The 20,110-nt window shown below is 55.2% G+C and carries 16 protein-coding genes; 2 read left to right on the forward strand and 14 right to left on the reverse strand.

Annotated features, from left to right (window positions below):
• Nucleotides 1–20: 20 nt before the first annotated feature.
• On the forward strand, nucleotides 21–854 hold the full coding sequence (locus tag ACYVHB_RS10635; RefSeq protein WP_461051702.1) for an enoyl-CoA hydratase/isomerase family protein: 834 nt from the start codon (nucleotides 21–23) through the stop codon (nucleotides 852–854).
• A 54-nt stretch (nucleotides 855–908) separates the two neighbouring features.
• Here the strand turns inward: ACYVHB_RS10635 and ACYVHB_RS10640 are convergent, their stop codons facing one another.
• From ACYVHB_RS10640 to ACYVHB_RS10670, 7 genes are all read right to left on the reverse strand, one after another.
• Nucleotides 909–1,358: a nuclear transport factor 2 family protein gene (locus tag ACYVHB_RS10640; protein WP_461051703.1), complete on the reverse strand. Its 450-nt coding sequence runs from the start codon at nucleotides 1,356–1,358 to the stop codon at nucleotides 909–911.
• Nucleotides 1,355–1,573, reverse strand: a complete 219-nt coding sequence (locus ACYVHB_RS10645) for a PLD nuclease N-terminal domain-containing protein (protein WP_461051704.1) — start codon at nucleotides 1,571–1,573, stop codon at nucleotides 1,355–1,357. Before ACYVHB_RS10645 ends, ACYVHB_RS10640 begins: the two co-directional genes overlap by 4 nt.
• 53 nt (nucleotides 1,574–1,626) lie before the next feature.
• A complete protein-coding gene (gene xylA / locus ACYVHB_RS10650; RefSeq protein ID WP_461051705.1) occupies nucleotides 1,627–2,973 on the reverse strand; it encodes a xylose isomerase in 1,347 nt (448 codons plus the stop codon).
• A 161-nt stretch (nucleotides 2,974–3,134) separates the two neighbouring features.
• Complete coding sequence (locus ACYVHB_RS10655) at nucleotides 3,135–3,506, reverse strand: DUF5615 family PIN-like protein (protein WP_461051706.1); 372 nt, start codon at nucleotides 3,504–3,506, stop codon at nucleotides 3,135–3,137.
• Nucleotides 3,506–3,751, reverse strand: coding sequence for a DUF433 domain-containing protein (locus ACYVHB_RS10660; protein ID WP_461051707.1), 246 nt, complete (start codon nucleotides 3,749–3,751; stop codon nucleotides 3,506–3,508). The genes ACYVHB_RS10655 and ACYVHB_RS10660 overlap by 1 nt, the downstream gene beginning before the upstream one ends.
• 39 nt (nucleotides 3,752–3,790) lie before the next feature.
• The gene (locus ACYVHB_RS10665) at nucleotides 3,791–5,281 is read right to left on the reverse strand and encodes a xylulokinase (protein WP_461051708.1); all 1,491 of its coding nucleotides are present in this window, start codon (nucleotides 5,279–5,281) and stop codon (nucleotides 3,791–3,793) included.
• Nucleotides 5,282–5,526: 245 nt separating this feature from the next.
• The gene (locus ACYVHB_RS10670; protein ID WP_461051709.1) at nucleotides 5,527–6,231 is read right to left on the reverse strand and encodes a fasciclin domain-containing protein; all 705 of its coding nucleotides are present in this window, start codon (nucleotides 6,229–6,231) and stop codon (nucleotides 5,527–5,529) included.
• Nucleotides 6,232–6,439: 208 nt separating this feature from the next.
• On the opposite strand from ACYVHB_RS10670, the gene ACYVHB_RS10675 reads away from it, so the two are divergent.
• Nucleotides 6,440–8,869, forward strand: coding sequence for a family 78 glycoside hydrolase catalytic domain (locus ACYVHB_RS10675; protein WP_461051710.1), 2,430 nt, complete (start codon nucleotides 6,440–6,442; stop codon nucleotides 8,867–8,869).
• 12 nt (nucleotides 8,870–8,881) lie between these two features.
• Here the strand turns inward: ACYVHB_RS10675 and ACYVHB_RS10680 are convergent, their stop codons facing one another.
• The 7 genes from ACYVHB_RS10680 to ACYVHB_RS10710 all read right to left on the reverse strand — a co-directional run bounded on the left by ACYVHB_RS10680 (nucleotide 8,882) and on the right by ACYVHB_RS10710 (nucleotide 20,038).
• Nucleotides 8,882–10,150 carry an OmpA family protein gene (locus tag ACYVHB_RS10680; RefSeq protein WP_461051711.1) on the reverse strand — a complete coding sequence of 423 codons (1,269 nt, stop codon included), beginning with the start codon at nucleotides 10,148–10,150 and terminating at the stop codon, nucleotides 8,882–8,884.
• 126 nt (nucleotides 10,151–10,276) lie between these two features.
• Nucleotides 10,277–11,317 (reverse strand): cyanophycinase, encoded by a 1,041-nt coding sequence (locus tag ACYVHB_RS10685; RefSeq protein WP_461051712.1) that lies wholly within the window; start codon nucleotides 11,315–11,317, stop codon nucleotides 10,277–10,279.
• 110 nt (nucleotides 11,318–11,427) lie between these two features.
• Entirely contained in the window at nucleotides 11,428–12,801 is a 1,374-nt protein-coding gene (locus tag ACYVHB_RS10690) for a RagB/SusD family nutrient uptake outer membrane protein (RefSeq protein WP_461051713.1), read from the reverse strand.
• Between the two features lie 13 nt (nucleotides 12,802–12,814).
• Nucleotides 12,815–15,883 carry a SusC/RagA family TonB-linked outer membrane protein gene (locus tag ACYVHB_RS10695; RefSeq protein WP_461051714.1) on the reverse strand — a complete coding sequence of 1,023 codons (3,069 nt, stop codon included), beginning with the start codon at nucleotides 15,881–15,883 and terminating at the stop codon, nucleotides 12,815–12,817.
• Nucleotides 15,884–16,280: 397 nt separating this feature from the next.
• On the reverse strand, nucleotides 16,281–18,641 hold the full coding sequence (locus ACYVHB_RS10700) for a M43 family zinc metalloprotease (RefSeq protein WP_461051715.1): 2,361 nt from the start codon (nucleotides 18,639–18,641) through the stop codon (nucleotides 16,281–16,283).
• A gap of 3 nt (nucleotides 18,642–18,644) precedes the next feature.
• Nucleotides 18,645–19,142 carry a hypothetical protein gene (locus tag ACYVHB_RS10705; protein WP_461051716.1) on the reverse strand — a complete coding sequence of 166 codons (498 nt, stop codon included), beginning with the start codon at nucleotides 19,140–19,142 and terminating at the stop codon, nucleotides 18,645–18,647.
• Nucleotides 19,139–20,038 (reverse strand): hypothetical protein, encoded by a 900-nt coding sequence (locus ACYVHB_RS10710; protein ID WP_461051717.1) that lies wholly within the window; start codon nucleotides 20,036–20,038, stop codon nucleotides 19,139–19,141. Before ACYVHB_RS10710 ends, ACYVHB_RS10705 begins: the two co-directional genes overlap by 4 nt.
• Nucleotides 20,039–20,110: the final 72 nt, after the last annotated feature.

Here is a 20,110-nt window from a genome sequence, read left to right on the forward strand (position 1 = left end):
TATTTTCGTACTTTTCGGCTATGCTCTACACCGCTCAGCAAGTAGCACAACTGCCCGCCGGAGGCTTTCATTTTCTGCTCGTTTCGCTCAACGATCACGTACTCACGGTCACGCTTAACCGGCCCCAAAAAAAGAACGCGCTCCATTTGCCCATGCTGGCCGAGTTGGCCTTTGCGCTGGCCTACGCGCATCACACGCCCGCTGTCTGGCTCGTGGTGCTGACGGCAGCGGGCGACACATTCTGCGCGGGTATGGATTTAAAGGCATTGGCACGGTCCGTAGACGAAACAGGACACACCTCCGTTCCTGAACCGGATCAACCCGTGCGGCTGGGCGAGTTGATGGCGGGGTTGCACAAGCCGTGCATTGCGCGGGTGCACGGCCCGGTTTATGCTGGTGGGTTTTTGCTGATTGGTGGCAGCACGTACGTCGTGTCGGCTGATTCGGCAACGTTCAGCCTGCCGGAGGTGAAGCGCGGGCTGTTTCCGTTTCAGGTGCTGGCGGTGCTCCTCGATAGTATGCCCGCCCGCACTGCTCTCGACCTGTGTCTCCGCGCCCGAACGCTCTCCGCCACCGACGCGCTGGCGATTGGCTTAGTCACCGACGTTTTACCCGCTGCTGGGCTGGACGCGGCCGTTTCGCGCCTGACCGACGAGCTAAAACAGTTTTCGCCCACGGCCATGCAGTTTGGTTTGCGGGCAGCTCAGCAACTAAAAAGCCTGCCGTCTCACGAACAGCAGGCTTACTTATACGAGCAATTTCAGCAGCTTCAGCAAACGCCCGATGCGAAGGAAGGCATGGCCGCTTTTGTGGAGAAGCGGACGCCGATGTGGGGGAGTGACAATGAAAAATGAATACTGGTCAATGAACAATGGCTGTCATTAGAGTCATTATACATTGTCCATTATTCATTTTTCATTACACTTCCGCCGGGTGTCGATAATGTTCTGAATTTTCCAGTCGCCAGCCATGCGAACGAGTGTGAAGGCGTTGGCTCCGCAGTGACTTTGGGCACCGTTGTAATAAAACGAGTAGGGCGTCCAGGCGGTGGCCAGGTCGCCGTCGATTTTGATGTCCATACCCGACAGCCGTTCGTCCAACGCTCCAGCTTTAGCTTTCCCAATCGATGCAATGAAGCCCGCAATTGCGTCCTCTTTTATGGATACCGTACCTTGTTTGTTCTGCACGGTTTGCAACCTTGCGCCCGGCGCGAATAGCGGTTTCAGCACGGTTGAGTCTGCCTTACTCATTCCGTCAAACAGGCGGGTAATCGTGGTTTTCACCGCCGTCTCGTCCGACGTTTGGGCTAACGCTGAACTGGCTATCAAAAAGCCAGTTAGTGTAAGAAGGTGTTTCATGCAACGCGTTGATTACGGCCGATAAAAAGATACAGCAAAGCGCCGATAACATTCAAAAAAAGAATGACGACTACCCAGATCAGCTTGTCATTTGAGCCGCGAAATTCACTGCGAATCACGTCCACAAGCGCAATGATCGGCAGCAGAAACAGGACACCTAAAACGAGTAGAATGAATAACAATTCCTGCCCGCCCAAACCCATGAATGCATACATACGGATGTTGTTTAAAAGACCGGGCAGTCCGGTCGACTGCCCGATTCGACTGACTAAATATACTGATTCACAATCATTTCGTACAATTCCTGCTTGCCGCTAACCTGCTTTGGTTCGCCGTTAGTCATGGCGTATTGGCGCAGATCGTCGAGGGTCAGTTCGCCCCGCTCAAATCGTGCTCCGTCACCCGAGTCATAGCTGGCGTAACGGCCCTGACGCAGCTTCTTGTATTGCGATTTGTCTAAGATCGCTTCGGCTGCGATGGTCGCCCGCGCAAACGTATCCATGCCGCCAATGTGAGCAATGAAAATATCTTCGAGGTCGGTGGAGTTCCGGCGCGTTTTGGCGTCGAAGTTGACCCCACCCGATTTGAAACCGCCCGCTTCCAGAATCACCAGCATGGCTTCGGTCAGTTCGTAAACGTCCACTGGAAACTGGTCGGTGTCCCAGCCGTTCTGGTAGTCGCCCCGGTTAGCGTCAATGGTGCCGAGCATGTTGTTGTCGGCCGCTACCTGTAGCTCGTGCGCGAAAGTATGACCCGCCAGCGTAGCGTGATTCGTTTCAATATTCAGTTCAAAGTCGTCCTGCAGGCCGTAGCGGTTCAGGAAGCCAACCACCGTTGCCGCATCGAAATCATACTGGTGCTTGGTCGGCTCCATCGGCTTCGGCTCAATATAAAACGCCCCCGTGAAACCCTGCTTGCGGGCGTAGTCGCGGCTGATTTGTAGGAACTTGCCGAGGTGCTCCGTCTCGCGCTTCATGTTGGTGTTGAGCAGCGACATGTAGCCTTCGCGACCGCCCCAGAAGGTGTAGCCCCGTCCGCCGAGTTCGATGGTCGCGTCGATGGCGTTTTTGACTTGCCAGCCGCCGTGGGCCAGCACGTGAAAATCGGGGTTGGTGCTGGCCCCGTTCATGTAGCGCTCGTGCGAAAACAGGTTAGCCGTTCCCCACAGCAGCTTCACGCCACTGGCGGCCTGTTTCTGCTTGGCATAGTCGACAATGACGCGGAGGTTTTTCTCGAATTCCGCATTTGAGTTTCCTTCGGGCGCTACGTCGACATCGTGGAAGCAGTAATACTCCATACCGATTTTGGTGATGAACTCGAAAGCTGCATCCATTTTCTGATGAGCTGCGCCGAGCGGATCGGTATGGGCGTTGGCATCCCACGGGAAATGCTTAACCCCTGGCCCAAACGGGTCCCCGCCGGTGTTGACAAACGTGTGCCAGTAGGCCGTGGCAAACCGGAAGAGGTCACGCATCGGCACGCCCAGAATGGTGCGGTTCGCATCATAAAACTTGAACGCCATCGGGTTGTCGGACTCGCGGCCTTCGTAAGCAATTGGTTTCTCGACGAACGGAAAATAAGGCGTATCGCCGAGGGTTAAGGTTGTTTCAGACATGTGTGTTGAAAGTTATAAACAAACAGGTAACCCAAAGGTCAGTCACTTTTGGGTTACCTGTCAACTAAAAAAGGCGGATAGGCTGATTTTCTCTCTATCGGGTCAGGACGAAGGGATAAAATTCGTCTACAGGCAGCTATTCTGTAGAAGCGCAGATCAACTCACCGTCGTTGAATAGGTAGAGACCGAACTCGAAATTTGTCATCCTGAAAAATAATTAAAGCTCCTTCTTCCAATGGCTGGCTAATTGACGCCCAATTTTCCGTCAGTAGCCTATAGAAAAGATCCGTATCAACTTTGTCAATCCTAAACAGGACAACGGATGGTTTGGTCGTAGCGAAAAACGATAACAGCGTACCAAAATCTGTATCATGCGTTAAGATGATTTCGCCAGTCGTGGTAGCTTCCCGAATGATCTGCAAATCACTACTTGTCGGGTCCATACAGTCAGGCACCCATCGATACGAATGCCCAAGCGCTTTCAGGCTTTTGCCCAGCGAAGGGGGTATGTTCACGTCAAGCAAAAACTTCATCAAGCTGCTTTCTGAAGCGGAAAAAAGTTGTCGTGCAGCATTTCGGACGAGAACGATAGCGCTTCTAAAATGTCTTCGCGCTCCAGAAAAGGAAATTCAGCCAGCAACTCATCGTAGGTCATTCCACTGCTTAAATACGCTAACAGAGAAGTCACCGGAAATCGAATACCCCGAATACACGGTTTTCCCGTACATACATCAGGGTCAATCGTAATACGCGAATATTTGGGATGGACGTATTTCATGATGAATCAGTGGTTTAGGCGAAATTACAAACAAATCAACTAAAGTGTGTTTGTTGCCTCTAACGCTGCCAACCACCGTTCATACCCTTCCCGGTAGGCTTCCTGCGCCCGCAGGTCGGGTTCGATGGTCTTCGTCACGTGCAGACCCGTAAAGGCTTCCTGGGCGGTTTTGTAGTAGCCGAGTCCAATGCCTGCCCCGCGAGCGGCTCCCTGTGCGCCGTCGGTGTTGTAAAGTTCGATGGTTGCGCCGGTCAGGTTGGCCAGGGTGTCGCGGAAGAGCGGACTGAGCATCATGTTGGCCTCGCCCGCCCGGATCGTTTGCAGGCCCACGCCCACGCTTTCCATGATGCTGATGCCGTAGTAAAGCGCAAAAACGGTCCCTTCCTGCGCGGCCCGGATCAGGTGCGGCAGGCCGTGGCGGTTGAGTTGCAGACCGTGGAACGACGCGCCCAGGTCCCGGTTCTCCAGCATCCGCTCGGCTCCGTTGCCAAACGGTAAACACACCAACCCATCGGCTCCAACGGGGGCTTCCTGCGCCAGCACGTTCATGTCTGCATAGCTGACCGACCCACGCAGCACCTGATTGCGCAGCCAGCTATTGAGAATGCCCGTACCATTCACGCACAACAGAACGCCGTAGCGGGGCGCATCGACCGTGTGGCTGACGTGCAGAAACGTGTTGACCCGTGATTTGGCGTCGTAGTTCGTCCGATCGCTGACGCCGTACACCACCCCCGACGTTCCGGCCGTGGCCGCAATCTGACCCGGTTCCAGCACGTTGAGCGACAGCGCGTTGTTAGGCTGGTCGCCCGCCCGGTAGGTTACGGGCGTTCCGGCCGCGAGACCCAGTTCAGCGGCTGCTGCATCGGTCAACTGACCCTGCTCGCCAAAGGTGGGTTTGATGGTGGGGATCAGGGCCGGGTCGAAGCCGAAGTGGTCGAGCAGGAACTGGGCGGGCTGATTGGCCTGGAAATCCCAGAATGCCCCCTCCGACAGGCCCGGCGCGGTGGTCACAATCTCGCCCGTCATGCGGGCCGCGAGGTAATCGCCGGGCAGCATGAATTTGTCCACATTGGCATACACGCCTGGCTCATTGGCTTTGACCCAGGCGAGTTTGGCGGCCGTAAAGTTGCCCGGTGAGTTGAGCAGGTGCGTCAGTACACGCTCATGACCGAGATCGTCGAAGGCCCGGTTGCCGTAGGACACGGCCCGGCTGTCGCACCAGATGATCGACGGCCGCAGTACGTTTAAATCCTTATCGACAATGACTAAGCCGTGCATCTGGTACGAAATACCAATGGCTTTTACGTCGTCGGGGCGGATGCCCACTTGCCGCATCACGGCCTTGCTGGCCTGGCAGGCGCTTAACCACCAGTTTTCCGGGTGCTGCTCAGCGAAGCCCGGCTGGGGTGAGTCGATGGCCATTTCGGTTTCGGGAAAGAACGCCGTCGCGACGACCCTACTCGTTTCGGCATCGAGCAAACACGCTTTGACGGATGAGGAGCCAAGATCAAATCCAAGAAGGTACATAATCGGTAACTGGTTAAAGGGCTGGATGCAGGCGCAAAATACTGAATCTCGGCGGCTCTGACGCCCGAATCATTGCTGGCCTAACTATAAAGTTGATAAGAAGCCCATTCACATAACAGAAACACGAAGGTGTTGATGATGTATCTTTCAATTATATCTCAGGTTAATAGGTGTAAGTGTATCATACAATAAAAAGCGGCACCAGTCTAAACTGGTGCCGCTTTTTATTGTCGAAATGAGAAGGCTTAATTCGGCATCAGTACCGAGTCAATCGAATGCACAACGCCGTTGGTCGCTTCGATGTCGGCCATCGTTACCGTCGCTGAACCACCCTTGGCATCCTTAATCATGACTTTACCGCCCTGCTTGCTAACTGTCAGCGTTCCACCGGTAACGGTTTTGATGCTTTGGCCATCCGTCAGGTCGGCGGCTTTGAAACTACCCTGCACCACGTGATATGAGAGAATACCGGCTAACTGTGTCTTCATCGACGGCTTCAGCAGATCAGTCAGCGTTGCTGAGGGCAGTTTGCTGAAGGCTGCGTTGGTTGGAGCAAAAACGGTGAACGGACCCGTTCCTTTGGCCTGGTCAGCCAGACCAGCCGCTACCAAGGCTTTCAGCAGCGTGGAGTGCTCCGACGACAAACCGGCACTGGCGGCTAAATCTTTACCCGTAGAGCCGCCCATCGTGCCCGACGATGAGGACATGCTGCCCGAAGACGACGACATGCCTGATGTGCCAGTTTGGGAACCGGGCGACATCGTGCCCGAGGAGTTCGACATACCCGATGTGCCGGTCATAGAAGACATACCACTGGTACTGGTCTGCGAATTGGACATAGTAGACCCCGTCGTTTGCGAACGAGGTGTTGTCGTGCTGGTTGTTTGGCCAACTACCATGCCGGTTGCGCCTACCATCATAACAAACCCGAAGATTGCTTGCTTGATCATAAAGTGACTGTTTTGAATTGACTATGTGAGATTCAACAATACATAATTTGTTGTTTATCAAGATTGTTTGCAGAAAAGCAATTTGTTAATGTCAGTCTGAACGTGTTCGACCGGTGCGGAATGGGATACGTAGAATTGAATCAGCTTTAGCCATCAAGCAAAAATTATTGTGCAACTTCGTTGACCATCTTCGCGAGAAATTGAACGCATGACCAACTTGTCGTCATTCCTGAACCGCATCTTTTTCCTGTTCATTGTGAGTAGTGGAACGACTCAGTCACTCCACGCGCAAACGCCCCCACCATCACCCACCTACTGGACCAACACCTACTGGTCTGCTAAATGGATCGTTCACCCAACGGCTCCGGCTAAGCAGTATGGCGTTTTCCACTTCCGTAAAACCATTGACCTGTCTCAGAAACCAACACGTTTTGTGGTGCACGTATCGGCGGATAATCGCTATCGGCTGTTCGTTAACGGCCGGGTGGTGGCAACGGGACCGGCCCGCTCGGATCTTCAAAACTGGAACTACGAAACGCTCGACCTCGCGCCCTACCTGCAAACGGGCCGCAACATACTGGCCGCGCAGGTCTGGAACATGGGCGAGGGCACACCGTTTGCGCAGATGAGCTACCAGACGGGTTTTGTGGTGCAGGGCGATGGCGAAGCCGAGAAAGTGGCAAATACGGACGGTAGCTGGAAAGTATATCAGAACCTGGCTTACTCACCCGTCAAAAACGACAACGCCAAACTCCGTACGTATATCGTTATTGGCGATGGCGACCGGGTCGAAGCAGCCCGCTATCCGTGGGGATGGGAGCAACTGGGTTTCAACGATCAGGACTGGTTGGCGGCTAAACCGTTTGGCTACCCGGCCAAGCCGCGCGGTCTGGGCACCGATGGGAACTGGGGACTCGTGCCGCGCCAGATTCCCATGATGGAGGAGCGTACGGAGCGGTTAGCCACGGTTCGGCGCACCGAAAACGGCACTATGAACGCCGGTTTCTTGCAGGGTAAAACGCCCGTGACGGTTCGGGCCGACACAAAAGCAGTGTTCCTGCTGGACAACGGTGTGCTGACCAACGCCTATCCCGAACTGACGGTGAGCCAGGGTAAGGGCACTCTTATAACGCTGGCCTACGCCGAAGCACTGGTCGATGCTAAAAACCAGAAAGGAAACCGCAATGAGGTAGATGGCCGGACGGTACGCGGTTTTGAGGATCAGTTTGTGGCGGACGGCTCTGATCGGCGTACCTTCCGGCCGCTCTTGTTCCGAACGTACCGCTACCTGCAACTGACGGTCGAAACGAAGGAGGAACCGATTGTTCTGGAAGACCTGATGGGGCAGTTTACGGGTTACCCATTCGAGCAGAAAGCGCAGTTTACGGCCAGTTCATCCACCGCTCCGGCCGACACCACGCTCAGGGCCATTTGGGATGTGGGCTGGCGCACGGCCCGGCTCTGCGCGGGCGAAACGTACTACGACTGCCCCTACTACGAACAGTTACAGTACACCGGCGATACGCGTATCCAGTCGCTGATTTCGCTGTATGTGTCGGGCGATGACCGGCTGATGCGCAAAGCCATTCTGGACTACGACCACAGCCGGTTCAACGAGGGCCTGACGCAGAGCCGCTACCCCTCCGCCGACTTTCAGGTGATTCCGACGTTTTCGCTATTCTGGGTGTGCATGATTCACGATTACTGGATGCACCGCACCGACGATGCGTTTGTCAAGTCGATGCTGCCGGGTATGCTGGGCGTGTTGGACTGGCACGAGCAGCGGCTCGCCAAAACTGGCTTGAACGGCCCGCTGGCGTGGTGGAATTTTGTGGACTGGTCGAGTTGGGAGAACGCCAAAGACGAAGTCGCTGGGGGTGTTCCGGCCGGTGCCCGAACAGGTGGGTCAAGTATTTTGACCCTGCAGCAAGCCTACACCTACGTCCGGGCGGGCGATCTGCTGGCCCACTTCGGCCAAAACGAACGCGCCGAACACTACCGTGAACTGGGCCGTCGGCTCAACAAAGCGGTGTACGCTCAATGCTGGGATGCGGGTCGCGGTTTGATGGCCGATACTCCGGCTAAAAATTCGTTCAGTCAACACGCCAACATCCTCGCCGTCCTGACCGATGCCGTACCAGTGGCTCAGCAAACGGCTTTGCTGACTAAAACCATGACCGAGCCAGGCATCACACAGGCTACATTCTACTTTAAATTCTATTTGTTCGAAGCCCTCAAAAAAACGGGGTTGGGCGATCAGTTTATCCCGCAGCTAAAACCCTGGCGCGACATGCTGGCGGTGGGCCTGACCACCTTCGCCGAACAGCCCGAACCGACCCGGTCTGATTGCCACGCGTGGAGTGCCTCCCCGCTCTACGAGTTTTTGTCGATAACCTGCGGTATCCGCCCCGCCGAGCCGGGTTTCCGGTCGGTGCGCATCGAACCGTTTCTGGGCGATCTGACAACCGTAGATGGCCGGATGCCGCACCCGCTGGGCGAAATTGTCGTGCAGTTTCAGAAAACCCCGACGGGTGGATTAACCGGTAGCGTCACGCTGCCTGCCAGCCTGACCGGCACACTACGCTGGCAGGGGAAAACGCTGCCGCTCACGGGCGGGAAGCAGCCAATAAGCCTATGAAATGGCAAGTGCTTACACCTTCACGACCACCATTTCTACCCGTCGGTTTTCGGGCCGTTCTTTCAGGCTCCGGTTCGTGTTGATGGGCCGCGAGGGGCCGTAACCAATGGCTTCGATCCGCCCCCCGCTGATGCCTTTCGACACCAAATACCGCCTTACTTCGTTAACCCGGTTGCGCGAAAGTTCGACGTTGGCATCGAAATCACCGACGGTATCCGTGTGGCCTTCGAGCTTGATGGTCATCGTCGGGTTGTCCTGCATAACCGTCACTAAGCCGTCGAGTTCGGGGAACGATTCGGGTTTGAGATCATACTTCGAGACGTTGAAGTAAACCGCCCGCAGCGTAATTTTCGTGCCAGCCGCAATGGGCACCAAGTTGAAGTCGCGCGTCACGTCGACCCGGTTCGTGGCCAATGTGTCGCTTTGACTAAAATAGCCCTTCGCCGAGGCCGTCACGGCATACACACCGCGAACATCAACCGGAATTTTATACGCCCCGCCGGGTAGCGTACTTGAAACGGAGTCGGCGGGACCATCGCCGGTGGCTTCGGCCCCTGAAATAAGCCGGTACGTAACAGTAGCTGCAATGGGCTTTTTAGTCTTGGCGTCGCGCGTGAGGCCGTTGATGGCAACAGCCGTTGGTGCAGGAGCTACCTCAGTCTCTGGTTTAGCGGGCGTGTCATCGGGTGTGGTGCCAACGCCGGGCGTCGTGCGGGGGGTGTAGGGTGGTTTCTTTTCGGCTACGCGGGGGGTAGGTTTGGCGACGGGCGGAACCGGTTTAGGAACTGGCCTGCGCTGCGCGAACGTATCCTTCGGCTTCCGGGCGGGGTTGATAATGTGAACACCCCAGAAGTTGAAGCAGGTAATTTTGCTGGTGCGGGTCATGTAATCCTTGCACTCGAACAGATCGAACACAGTGTAGCCGGGGTCAATCCGCTCAAAATACGCTACAAAATCCACGCGCTCACCCGGCTGCACCAACCGACGGGTTTCGGCCGGAATATTTTCCGCCCGGATTAGTTTATACGACCGTTCGCCCTGATTGACGTACAACCGCGACGACGGCTGAAAACCAATGGTGTGCGCATTGCTTTCGTTATCCGACAGCACGTGCGTCATGTAAATAATGGTGTAATGACTCGTAAGCTCAACCCGCCGGATGCGCACGTCCCGGGTATTGGCATCGTCCGTGCGTGGCTGTTCGGTTGTGTGCTGAACCTGCGCCCGCAAGTCAGGTACGGCCAGCACCAGCAACAAAAAGAAGAGTAATCGGCGGTTCATGGTCGTTGTTTACAAGAGAACTTATCTCTTAAACGGTTAGACCGGCCTCGTAGTTTAGGGTTTAATCGCCTACTTTTTCTGAATCTCAGAGCCAATCACCACACGATAATCCGGCACCTAACCACCTTATTTTAGTTGCCCGTTCTCTACGGACCAATACTCTGTTTTCAGGTTGTCTGGCCCCGTAAACGTTTTCAAATCGAAACCCGTGGTGCCCATTGCCGAACCGGGTATTACCGTTACGCGAACGGCTTTGCCATCGCCCCACCAGGTTAGTGGCTGACCCGCCCGGCAGGTTTCGGGTTTAGCAGGGGCGGGTAGTAGAAAATAAGCCTCGCCCTGGCCGAATACGCGGGCAGTTCCATCCGTCAGTACACAAACGGCCGTCTTTTCGTCAATGCCAATCCCACGCGGCTGCGCGGCCCCATCTGTAACGGTCCGCGCCAGAAATACCAGATGCCGACCGTGCCGGTTGCGGTTCGTGTAGTGCTGATCGGTGAGGGTATTGACCAATAGCGGCTGTTTCAGAAAGTTGCTGGTACCAATCGTAACGCGGGTGTCGAACGGATTGGACAACGCTTCATTGGAGTCGATGGAGCCTTCTTTCGCCGAAAAATACAACTGGCCCAGAATAGCGCAGCCCGCACTGGTACCGCCGATTATGGCTCCCTGCGCAATGCGGTCGTTGAAGGCGTCGGCGAGGGGTGTGTTCTGATAAAAATTTACATAATTGGCCTGATCGCCCCCGGCGAAGAAAAGGGCTTCGGCGTTGCGCATCTTTCTGATAATATCGGTGTCACTGGCCAGAGCGCGGCTGTTGACTAAAATCGTCTCCACCGAATTAACTTTCACATCCAGTTTCTGGTACAAATAGTCGTTGTAGCCGTTGCTGCCCGAAGCCCGAATAATGACCACGTCGCCCCCGTTCGCCCGCTGTAAAAACCAGCGCATAGCCTCGTCAACGTCGGCACTGCCTCCCGCCAGCACTACCCCACCCAACGGCTGAGTTTTCGCATCGGCCGTATCGCCCACAACCCACGCTGTGTAGTTCGGCTGTGGCGGTTGACCGGCGGGCCGCGAGGCTAATACCGAAGCCTGTTGCGATTGGCAAGCCGGGCAAATCAAGACAAAAGCCAGTAGCAAACCAGCCGCATATGCGTTTTTCATCAGCTTTGGAAATGGTTGGAATACGTGTAGACTGACGAATGCCAGTTAGTTTGCGTCTATTCAGCGCAAATTAACTGGCATTCGTACGATCAGCTTTTCAGCGCTATACCTTAATAGCCTTCGTTTTGCACTAACGCAACATTCGTTGTCACCTCGCGAAGTGGAATCGGAAAAATCAGACGTGGACTGTTGAAAGCCAGTGCGCCAACGTTCTGCCTCGTACGTTTGAGGTCATAGATCAGGGTCCCCTCAAAAGCCAGTTCGCGCCGACGCTCCGCCAGTATAGCGTTGACGTTCAGTTGAGCCGCCGTCAGTGGAGCCGCGCCCGCCCGGGCACGAATCAAATTAACATCTGCCAAAGGAGCCGCGCCAACCGACGTGCCCGCACGAAGGTTAGCCTCCGCCCGGGTTAAATACATTTCGGCTAAGCGCAGCACCTGAATATTACCAAACTGATTTCTGAATTTTATCGTCCGAATTTGTCCGTCGCCATCTTCGTAGAACAGTTGACTGCGGGCATCGTCGGCTCCATACAGGGCTAAGTGGGCTTCGGTGACGTTTATGTCGCCCCGGCCACCAACGTCCGTTGCACCGTAGAAGGTGTTCAGACTGTTCGTTCCATCCTGATCGGTTATCTGGAGGGCAAAAATCGTTTCGTCTGTGTTGATTCCATTTATGTTCGTGCGCTGATCGAATACCTCCTCAATGTCTACTAATTGATATTGCTGGCCGGTGATAACCCGGTTAGCCGCATTGGCGGCATTCGGAAAATCGCTTTTCTGGAGGTACACCCGCGATAACTGAGCGGCTGCGGCCCCCTTCGTTGCCAGAAAGCCGTATTCGTCATCCGTATCGCCCAGCTTCGTTTCGGCGTCGGTCAGGTCAGCGATTACCTGATCATAAACAGCCGCCACTGTACTGCGCCCAACAGCACTGCTGGCGTCGAGTACCGTTGTTGGGGCGGTTACTAAGGGAACGCCCGGATTGGTGGCTGCACTGCCGTCGTTCCAGTCCCGGGCGAAGAGCCGCACGAGTTCAAAGTACATCGACGCGCGGATGAACTTGGCCTGGCCTTCAACGTTAGGGCGGTTGGCTTCGAGGGCCAGGTTGAGGTTGGCCAGCACGGTGTTGCAGATGTTAATTGTCCGGTAGGCGTCCGTCCAGGTAATGTTGGCCTGGTCGTTGGTAACCAGCAGCCGTTTGCCGTAAACCTCGCGCGGAGCGGTGAACGTACCGGTCCATTCAACTTCACCGGTGTCGCCCAGCAACTCGGCGTCGCGTTGCAGGTTACCGCCGTACAGGTCAGCATCGCCCAGGCTGTTGTAGGCACCAATGAGCAGTGCGTTCAGATCATCGGGTGTGCTCAGAGCTTGTGTCGTTGCTACGGTGTTGACCGGGTCAATATTTAATCTGTTGCCGCAGGAAGTCAGCCACAGGCTAACCGTCATGACGGACAGGAATACAATAGTTTGATTTGTTTTCATCGCTATGCTTTCGTTAAAATCCGATCTGTAAACCACCAATGATGGTGCGGGGCTGGGGAGCCGAGTAGAAGTCAACGCCAATGTTAATGGGGCCGGTTGCTCCGGTAACGTAGGCATCCGAGTTAACCTCAGGGTCCCAGCCGTTGTAATTGGTGAAGGTCAGCAGGTTCTGTCCCGTTACGTAAAGCCGTACCCGAGTTAGTTTAACGCGGTTGACAAGGGTCGTTGGCAACGAGTAGCCCAGGGTGATGGTCCGCAACCGGACGAAGTCACCCTTCGAAAGATAACGCGACGACTCACCCGTTCCGTTACCACTCAGGAGACGGGCCTGCGGGATGTTCGTTACGTCGCCCGGATTCCGCCAGCGGTTCAACTGATCGGTCGTCTGGTTATCGTAAAAGTCGCCATTGGCCGACTGGAACTTTCCTCCCCCGTTGTAGATGTAATTGCCAAACTGTCCATTGAACAACACACTCAAATCAATGCCTTTGAAACTGAACGTGTTGGTAACGCCCCCAATGAACTTGGGCGACGGATTGCCCAGCGGTACGAATTCGGCCGCGTTGTAGTCGTTGGTCGTCGTGCGGTCACGGCTTCCGTCGGCGTTTTGGGTGTTCAGGTAGTACAACGCGTCGCCGTTCTGCACGTCGACACCGGCGTATTCCGGTCCAACAAATACGCCCAGCGGCTGCCCTTCCTGCGCTCGGTTAAGGAAACTTCCGTTGATGGTGGTGCCCCCGAGGTTCGTTACGATATTTTTGTTATAGGCAATGTTCAGGGAGGTGTTCCACTTGAAGGCCCCCGTCAGGTTGCTTGAATTGAAAACGAATTCGACGCCTTTGTTCTCCATCTCACCTACGTTGCGCAACTGCGTTCGGAAGCCCGACGAACCAGGTACGTTAACGCCCAGCAAAAGGCCCGTGGTGTTTTTGACGTAATAATCTATTTCACCCGAAAGGCGGTTGTTCAACAGGCCAAACTCCAGCCCAATATCAGTTTGCAGGGTTTTTTCCCAGGTCAGATCGGGATTAGCAATCTGGTCAGGTGCCTGACCGGGAATTCCGGCATAACCGGCCGCTTCGGCTGAATACAATGCCAACGATCCGAAATTAGCGATTTCGGCATTACCCGTCAGTCCATAGCTGGCACGCAGTTTCAGCAGGCTTAGCACGGGTAAACTCTTCATGAACGATTCCTCCGTAATGATCCAGCCCACCGACGCAGCCGGGAAAAAGCCGTACCGGTTGTTGGCCCCGAACCGGGACGACCCATCGACCCGGCCCGACACGCCTAGCAGGTATCTATTGTTGAACCGGTAGTTGGCCCGCGCAAAGTAGGATAAGAAGTTGAAGCGCGTTTCGGTACCCGTGCCCGCCGTGACTTTAGCACCCGAAACGATCTGCTTGTAGGCATTACTCGGAAACTGCTGCGCCGTTACGCTGTTAAAATTCGAGCGCGACTCCTGATACGACATACCCAGTGTGGCATCGACATCGTGCTTTTCGTTGAACGTCCGGCCAAAGCTGAAGTAGTTATTCGTTGTGTTATTGATAACCTGCCGGAAGCTATTCGTACCCAGACCGTTGGGGGCACCTGTGTTGCGGGCCGTTTCGCGGCCGTAGTACTCGTCTTCCTGCTGACTTAAAATGTCCGTGCCAAACTCCGTGCGGAACGATAAGCCCGGCAATAGTTTATAATCGGCATAGGCGCTGCCGAATATCCGGTACACGCGAGCCTGTAGAGAAGCAAAATCGCGGTTCAGCAACGGGTTATAATACAAGGTGTAATCACCGCTGATCTGATTGGTGCGGGGGTCAATGACCGGGTGCAGGGGCGGCAGCGCCACAATCTGCATCGGGGTTGAGAACGCATTGTCGTTTGAAACGCGGTCGTTTTTGGAGTGCGCCACGTTCAGGTTTACGCCAATGGTGAGTTTTTCGGTAGCGCTGTGGTCGAGGTTAACCCGGCCGCTCAACCGGCGGAACCGATTCTTAATGATGATTCCGCTCTGGTCGAAGTACTGCCCCGACACAAAAAAGCGCGTTTTGGCGTCGCCCCCCCGGGCGCTAAGGTCATATTGCTGCGACGGCGCATCCTGAAACGCCTGCCGTTCCCAGTCAGTATTATACTTCGGGTTCGGGCCTTCCCAACCGGTGCGGTCACCGGCGGCATAGCGCGTGAACCGGTTTTGCAGGGCGGTGGCCGTTGTTCCAATAATCCCTAAGGCGACGGAGTTAGCGCGGGCTTCTTCAAACAACTCGACGTACTGCTGTGTATTGAGGAATCCTTTCAGATTTGTTGGTTCGCTGCTGCCGGTGTAGGCCGAGGCCTCGAAAGTGGTCTTGCCGACGCGGCCTTTCTTGGTCGTAATCAGCACCACGCCATTGGACGCCCGCGAGCCGTAAATAGCCGACGCCGAGGCATCCTTCAAAATCTCCAGCGACTCAATGTCGTTCGGGTTCAGGTCGGCAATGGGGTTGGTAGGTGCGGTTGTCGACGACTGATCGCCCGAGGTAATGGGGATACCGTCAACAACGTAGAGGGGTTGGCTACTGGCCGTTACGGACGAATTGCCCCGCACCCGAATCTGCAGTCCCTGCCCCACTTTGCCATTCAATGACGTGATCTGAACACCGGCCACTTTACCCTGAATAGCCTGCTCAACGCTGGGCACCGGAATGTTTTCAATGTCTCGTGAGGCAACCCGGGCAATGTTACCCGTCAAATTGCGCTTCGACTGGGCACCATAACCCGTTACGACCACTTCGTCGAGCGAACGGGTATCATTGCTTAACGTTACGTTAACAACCGCCCGGTTGCCCACGTTAATCTCCTGCGTCGTGACGCCCACGAAGCTGTAGACCAATGTACCGATATTGGCCGGTAGCGTAATTGTGTAATTTCCGTCGGCATCAGTCTGCGTACCACGCGCAGTACCCTTCGCCACAACAGACACCCCTGGAAGTGCCGCATTATCCTGCGCTGAGATAACTTTACCCGTCACCTGCCGTTCCTGCGCAAGTGCTGAGTTGGTGAATATAGCACCGATAAATAGTACCATAAACAGTACAAAATGTCTCATATAGTGAAGTTTTATGGATGACAATAAGGCAAAATACGGATTAATAATTGGTTAACTCAACTTCATACCTAAAAAATGTGCAAACCGTTGAAATAGGTGCAGTGTTCAATTAGTGCGTTTTTTCTACTATTTGTTTAATGCAAAAAAGCCCTTAGTATGTACCATTGCGCCGTACGATCACCTATTCCTTAACATTGGTAAATGACTCTGCTGAATAGTCTATCAGTAATGGCGACTGTGAATAATCTATATCTAATGGCTGACCAATAAATCAATCCGTTGCTGAACAGGCTAACCAATTAATTGTCCGTCTACAGTCTCCTGTACGAATAGCTCTTAAAACAACAGGAGGAGCCGTTTTTGTAGAACGGCTCCTCCTGTTGTTCATACATTCACCTTACTGCTTCAGCAATTTTCGCCTGAACGGGACCCCGTCAACCAGTACCTCCAGCACGTACAGCCCGGTCGGTGCCGTTCGTAAATCGAGCGGCTGCTGGAATAGCTCCGCGTTTTTTTGGTGCTTTTGCCGGATGACCTCGGCCCCGGTCAGGCTGCGCACCGACAGCGTGAGTGAACCCCGCTGTGGACTACTGAGCGATACTGTGAGCGGACCATCGCTGGGATTAGGCGACACGGTTAGGGCCGGTTCAATGGGTTCGGGCACAGCCGTAACGGTGCCCGCCCGAACGTACACTTGCACCACGGCCTGGCTTGTACACAAATCCAAACCTGTCCCTGATACCGTGTAAGACGTTGACTGAGTTGGCTGCGCTACCACCTGCGGGCCGAGTGCGGTGTTCAGGCCCGTACCCGTCCAGGTGAATACGCTGGCACCACGTGCGTTGAGCGTAACGGTTTCGCCGGGATTTATGAATATCGACGAGGTAGCCACCTGCACCGACGCTTTCATGCCAACGCGGGCCGCAATGTTATGGGCTACGTTCAGACCGAGACTATCGGCGTAGCGCAGCCAGTCGCCCTGCCGGTTCTGTCGCCAGGCAGTAGCGAAAACCGATTCCCCGTTGCGGGTCGTCGTCAGCGCGACGGTGTCACCGGCTACGTACGGCAGCGTGATGCCAATGTGAAACGGCAGCCCATTCAGCGGCACGTTTCGGTCGAAGGTGACGGCAGTGGGGCGGTTGTTGGCAACGTCGTCCAGAATTATGCGCAACGGTACGTCTTTCTGCTCCAGAATAGCACCCGGCCCGTTCTGGAAGCCCCGCCCGTTCCAGACCGTGACGGTCACAACCGCTTCAGAAGCCGCGCCCCGGACCGATTTGGCCACCCCGAACTGGAGCGATGTTCCGGCGAGATTGCTGTAGCTCAACGAGTTGTCGAAAAACTCCGAAACGGCCTGCGTCCGGCGGCTATTCTGCCCGGCTACGTAGCCCGTGCCGCCCGGTTCGCGCAGCACGGTGGCGGTGCCGTTGAAGTTAGTCAGGTCGGCGCAAAGGCCCATGTTCAGCACCTCGATAAATTCCGTCCGTACCACTGGCTCCGACGGCCCGACGCTGTTGAATACGGTAAGCGTAACCTTGAACTTGCCCGGCGTGGTATAGACAACGGTCGGGTTTTGCTCGGTCGATGTAGTGGGTGTGCCGCCTTCAAACGTCCACTCCCAGCGCGTGGGGAAGTTGGCCGACAGATCGGTAAACCGGACCTGACCGCCCAGCAACACGCGCCGGGTTTCGGCCCGGAAGTTGGCTGACGGGCGACTCACGACCTGCGTACCACACACGTTAGCCGTGAGCAGGCTACCCCGGCGCGGGCTAATCTCCATGACCGCTCGGATGCGGGCTTTCTGGTCGTTGGTGAAGATGTTAAAACAGCCGTCGTCGGAGTAGTCCATGTAGTTCTGCACCATGTTAGCACCCCCGCAGCTTACCCGCCCCACCTGACAGCCCCGGCTTTCGGAGGCCTGCGGGGGGGTATCGGAGCAGAAATCGTCTCCGCAGTTGGCATCACCCCAGATGTGACGCAGGCCGAGCCAGTGCCCAACCTCGTGGGTAAGCGTCCGGCCGAGATTATACGGAGCCTGCATGTTTGGGAAGTTGCCTTTTTCGGCGTTACCAAACGAGCGGTAGTTGACCACGACGCCGTCAGTACTGGCAGGACTATTGGTGGGGATGCCCGGCAGGTTGGACTGGCTCGGAAACTGCGCGTAGCCCAGCAACCGGTCGGCACTGTTGAACTCCAGTACCCAGATATTGAAGTATTTATTGGGGTCCCAGTAGGTGCTGGGTTTCAGGACGCCTTCGATCTCGTCGCGGTCCCAGTTGGCGCGGTTACCGTTGTAGCGGTCGATGCCTCGCTCAGCCATTGCCCTGCCCTGCCGGTCAACGGCCGCCGGGCAGAACTCAATTTCAATGTCGGCACCGGCTGGGTCGCTGTTGAAACCGCGCGTGCCAGGCCTCCGCCGGAAATCTTCATTGAGCGTTTCGATCTGTGCCCTCACCTGCGCTTCGCTCAGGTTGCGGCCCGCGCCCACGGCCTCGCCGTTGTGCACGACGTGAACAATGACCGGAATGGTAATGACTGTTGCGGCCAACCGGCCCGACTGCATTTTCTTTTTGATGTCGAGCACTTTAAGCTGCAGTGCCCGCTCAAACTCGTTAAGTGTCCCCAACTCCGGATTCCGCGCCCGCAGCAGACTATCCATCTCCATGGTGGCGCACTGTTCGGGTTTACGGATCGTTTGGGCTGATAGGGTGGTATGTAGCCAAACGAGCAGACATCCGCTGAGTATAAATCGGATCATAGCTTATTTCGTCGTGGTTGCGTTAAACGTAAAGCGGTAACTGGCGTTGATATCCGGAAAAAAGTATTCAATCGTCAGTACCTGAGCCGTTAGGTTTTTAATGGTCCACGGAAATTTAGCGTTCACAACGGGCACGTAAAATTCCAGCGAGGCATCGGCGTTGATGAGCGTCCAGTTATCGGTCAGGTACAGGTCCGGGTCGGCGTTGTTGCACTTGGTTGACCCTTCAGTAGCCTCGAATTTACGCTCGTCATTCGCGTAAAACGTGCATAAATCATCGTAAATGCACGGATCCACACCACTTTGAGTAACGGGCGTGACGCCACTCGATTGGCCATTGTCAAGAATCTGGAGCGACACCATGCGCCAGGTTTTCTTTTCAGTGCCGGTGAGCAATTGACTATAGGTGGTTGGGGTTGGCTCGATCTTTTCGGAGCAACCACCAAAGAGTCCGCCAAATAGGGCGGGAATCAGCAGAAAGCGTAGCACGGTTCGCATCATTGCGGTATGTATGTCTGGGTAAAGAAGTACGTCGTGTCGCGGTACGTGATCACGGTATCGCGTCTGAAGCCAAGTCTGATTTTAGCCTGAAGATTCAGCGTTATCTGCCGGTTTCGGGGGTTCCAGGCACCATTCCCCTGTAAGGTGTCGCTCGACCCGAATTCAGCATTCGACTGCGGAGCCACCGTGAGCGTGTTGTCGCCATTATCAATGAACGTGAGCGTTGGTTTGGTTGCCTGAAAACCGAACAGCGTTGAGTTTCCGAATAGTATAAAATTATCCAAACCGATGTTCCAGTTGGTCAGCGTATAGTCTTTGCAGTTCGTGCTGGTGATTTCCACGTCTCGAACCGAAACGTTCTGGTTGCGAACGCGGCCACTGCCGGTGTACAAACCCCCAAACAGGCACTCATCCTGAATGGTCAGCGACAGCTTTCGACCCACGGCGTTGTCCTTGCCAAACCCCACCTGCAGCGAACTGGGCTGAACACCCGTCAGCGTGAAAACAAGTGACTGTATCTCCAGAATGTTGTTGGCGTTGTTAATGAGCTGCACACTTATTTCGCCGAAGCTTTTGTTAGCCGGAATCACAACCGTGCCTTTGGTGCCTGCAATCGTGTAGTCTTTGCCTTCGCGGGCCGATCCACTCACGGCGTAATTGACGGTGATGGCCTGATTTTGAATCGGCCCCGCGTTGTGCACCCGAATGGCAATGGGCTGGGTATTGCTTTCTTTGACCGTCAGCGTCGAGTCGGTAAACCGCACGAAGTAGGGACCCGCAAACGTACGATCCAGATCCTGTTCTTCGCAACCAATTGCCGCCAGACCAAAGATGGCTGCGATCAGCAAACCGGCCCAGCCCGCCCGTGTTTTTTTATTGTCTATATCGTGTTTCATGTCCTGTTTTTGACGAAATCGGTTAAGAATTTCGCGGGTATTTAGCTCGGCTGGGTGGAGCGGTGTATCCTG

Source organism: Spirosoma arcticum, from assembly GCF_054779955.1.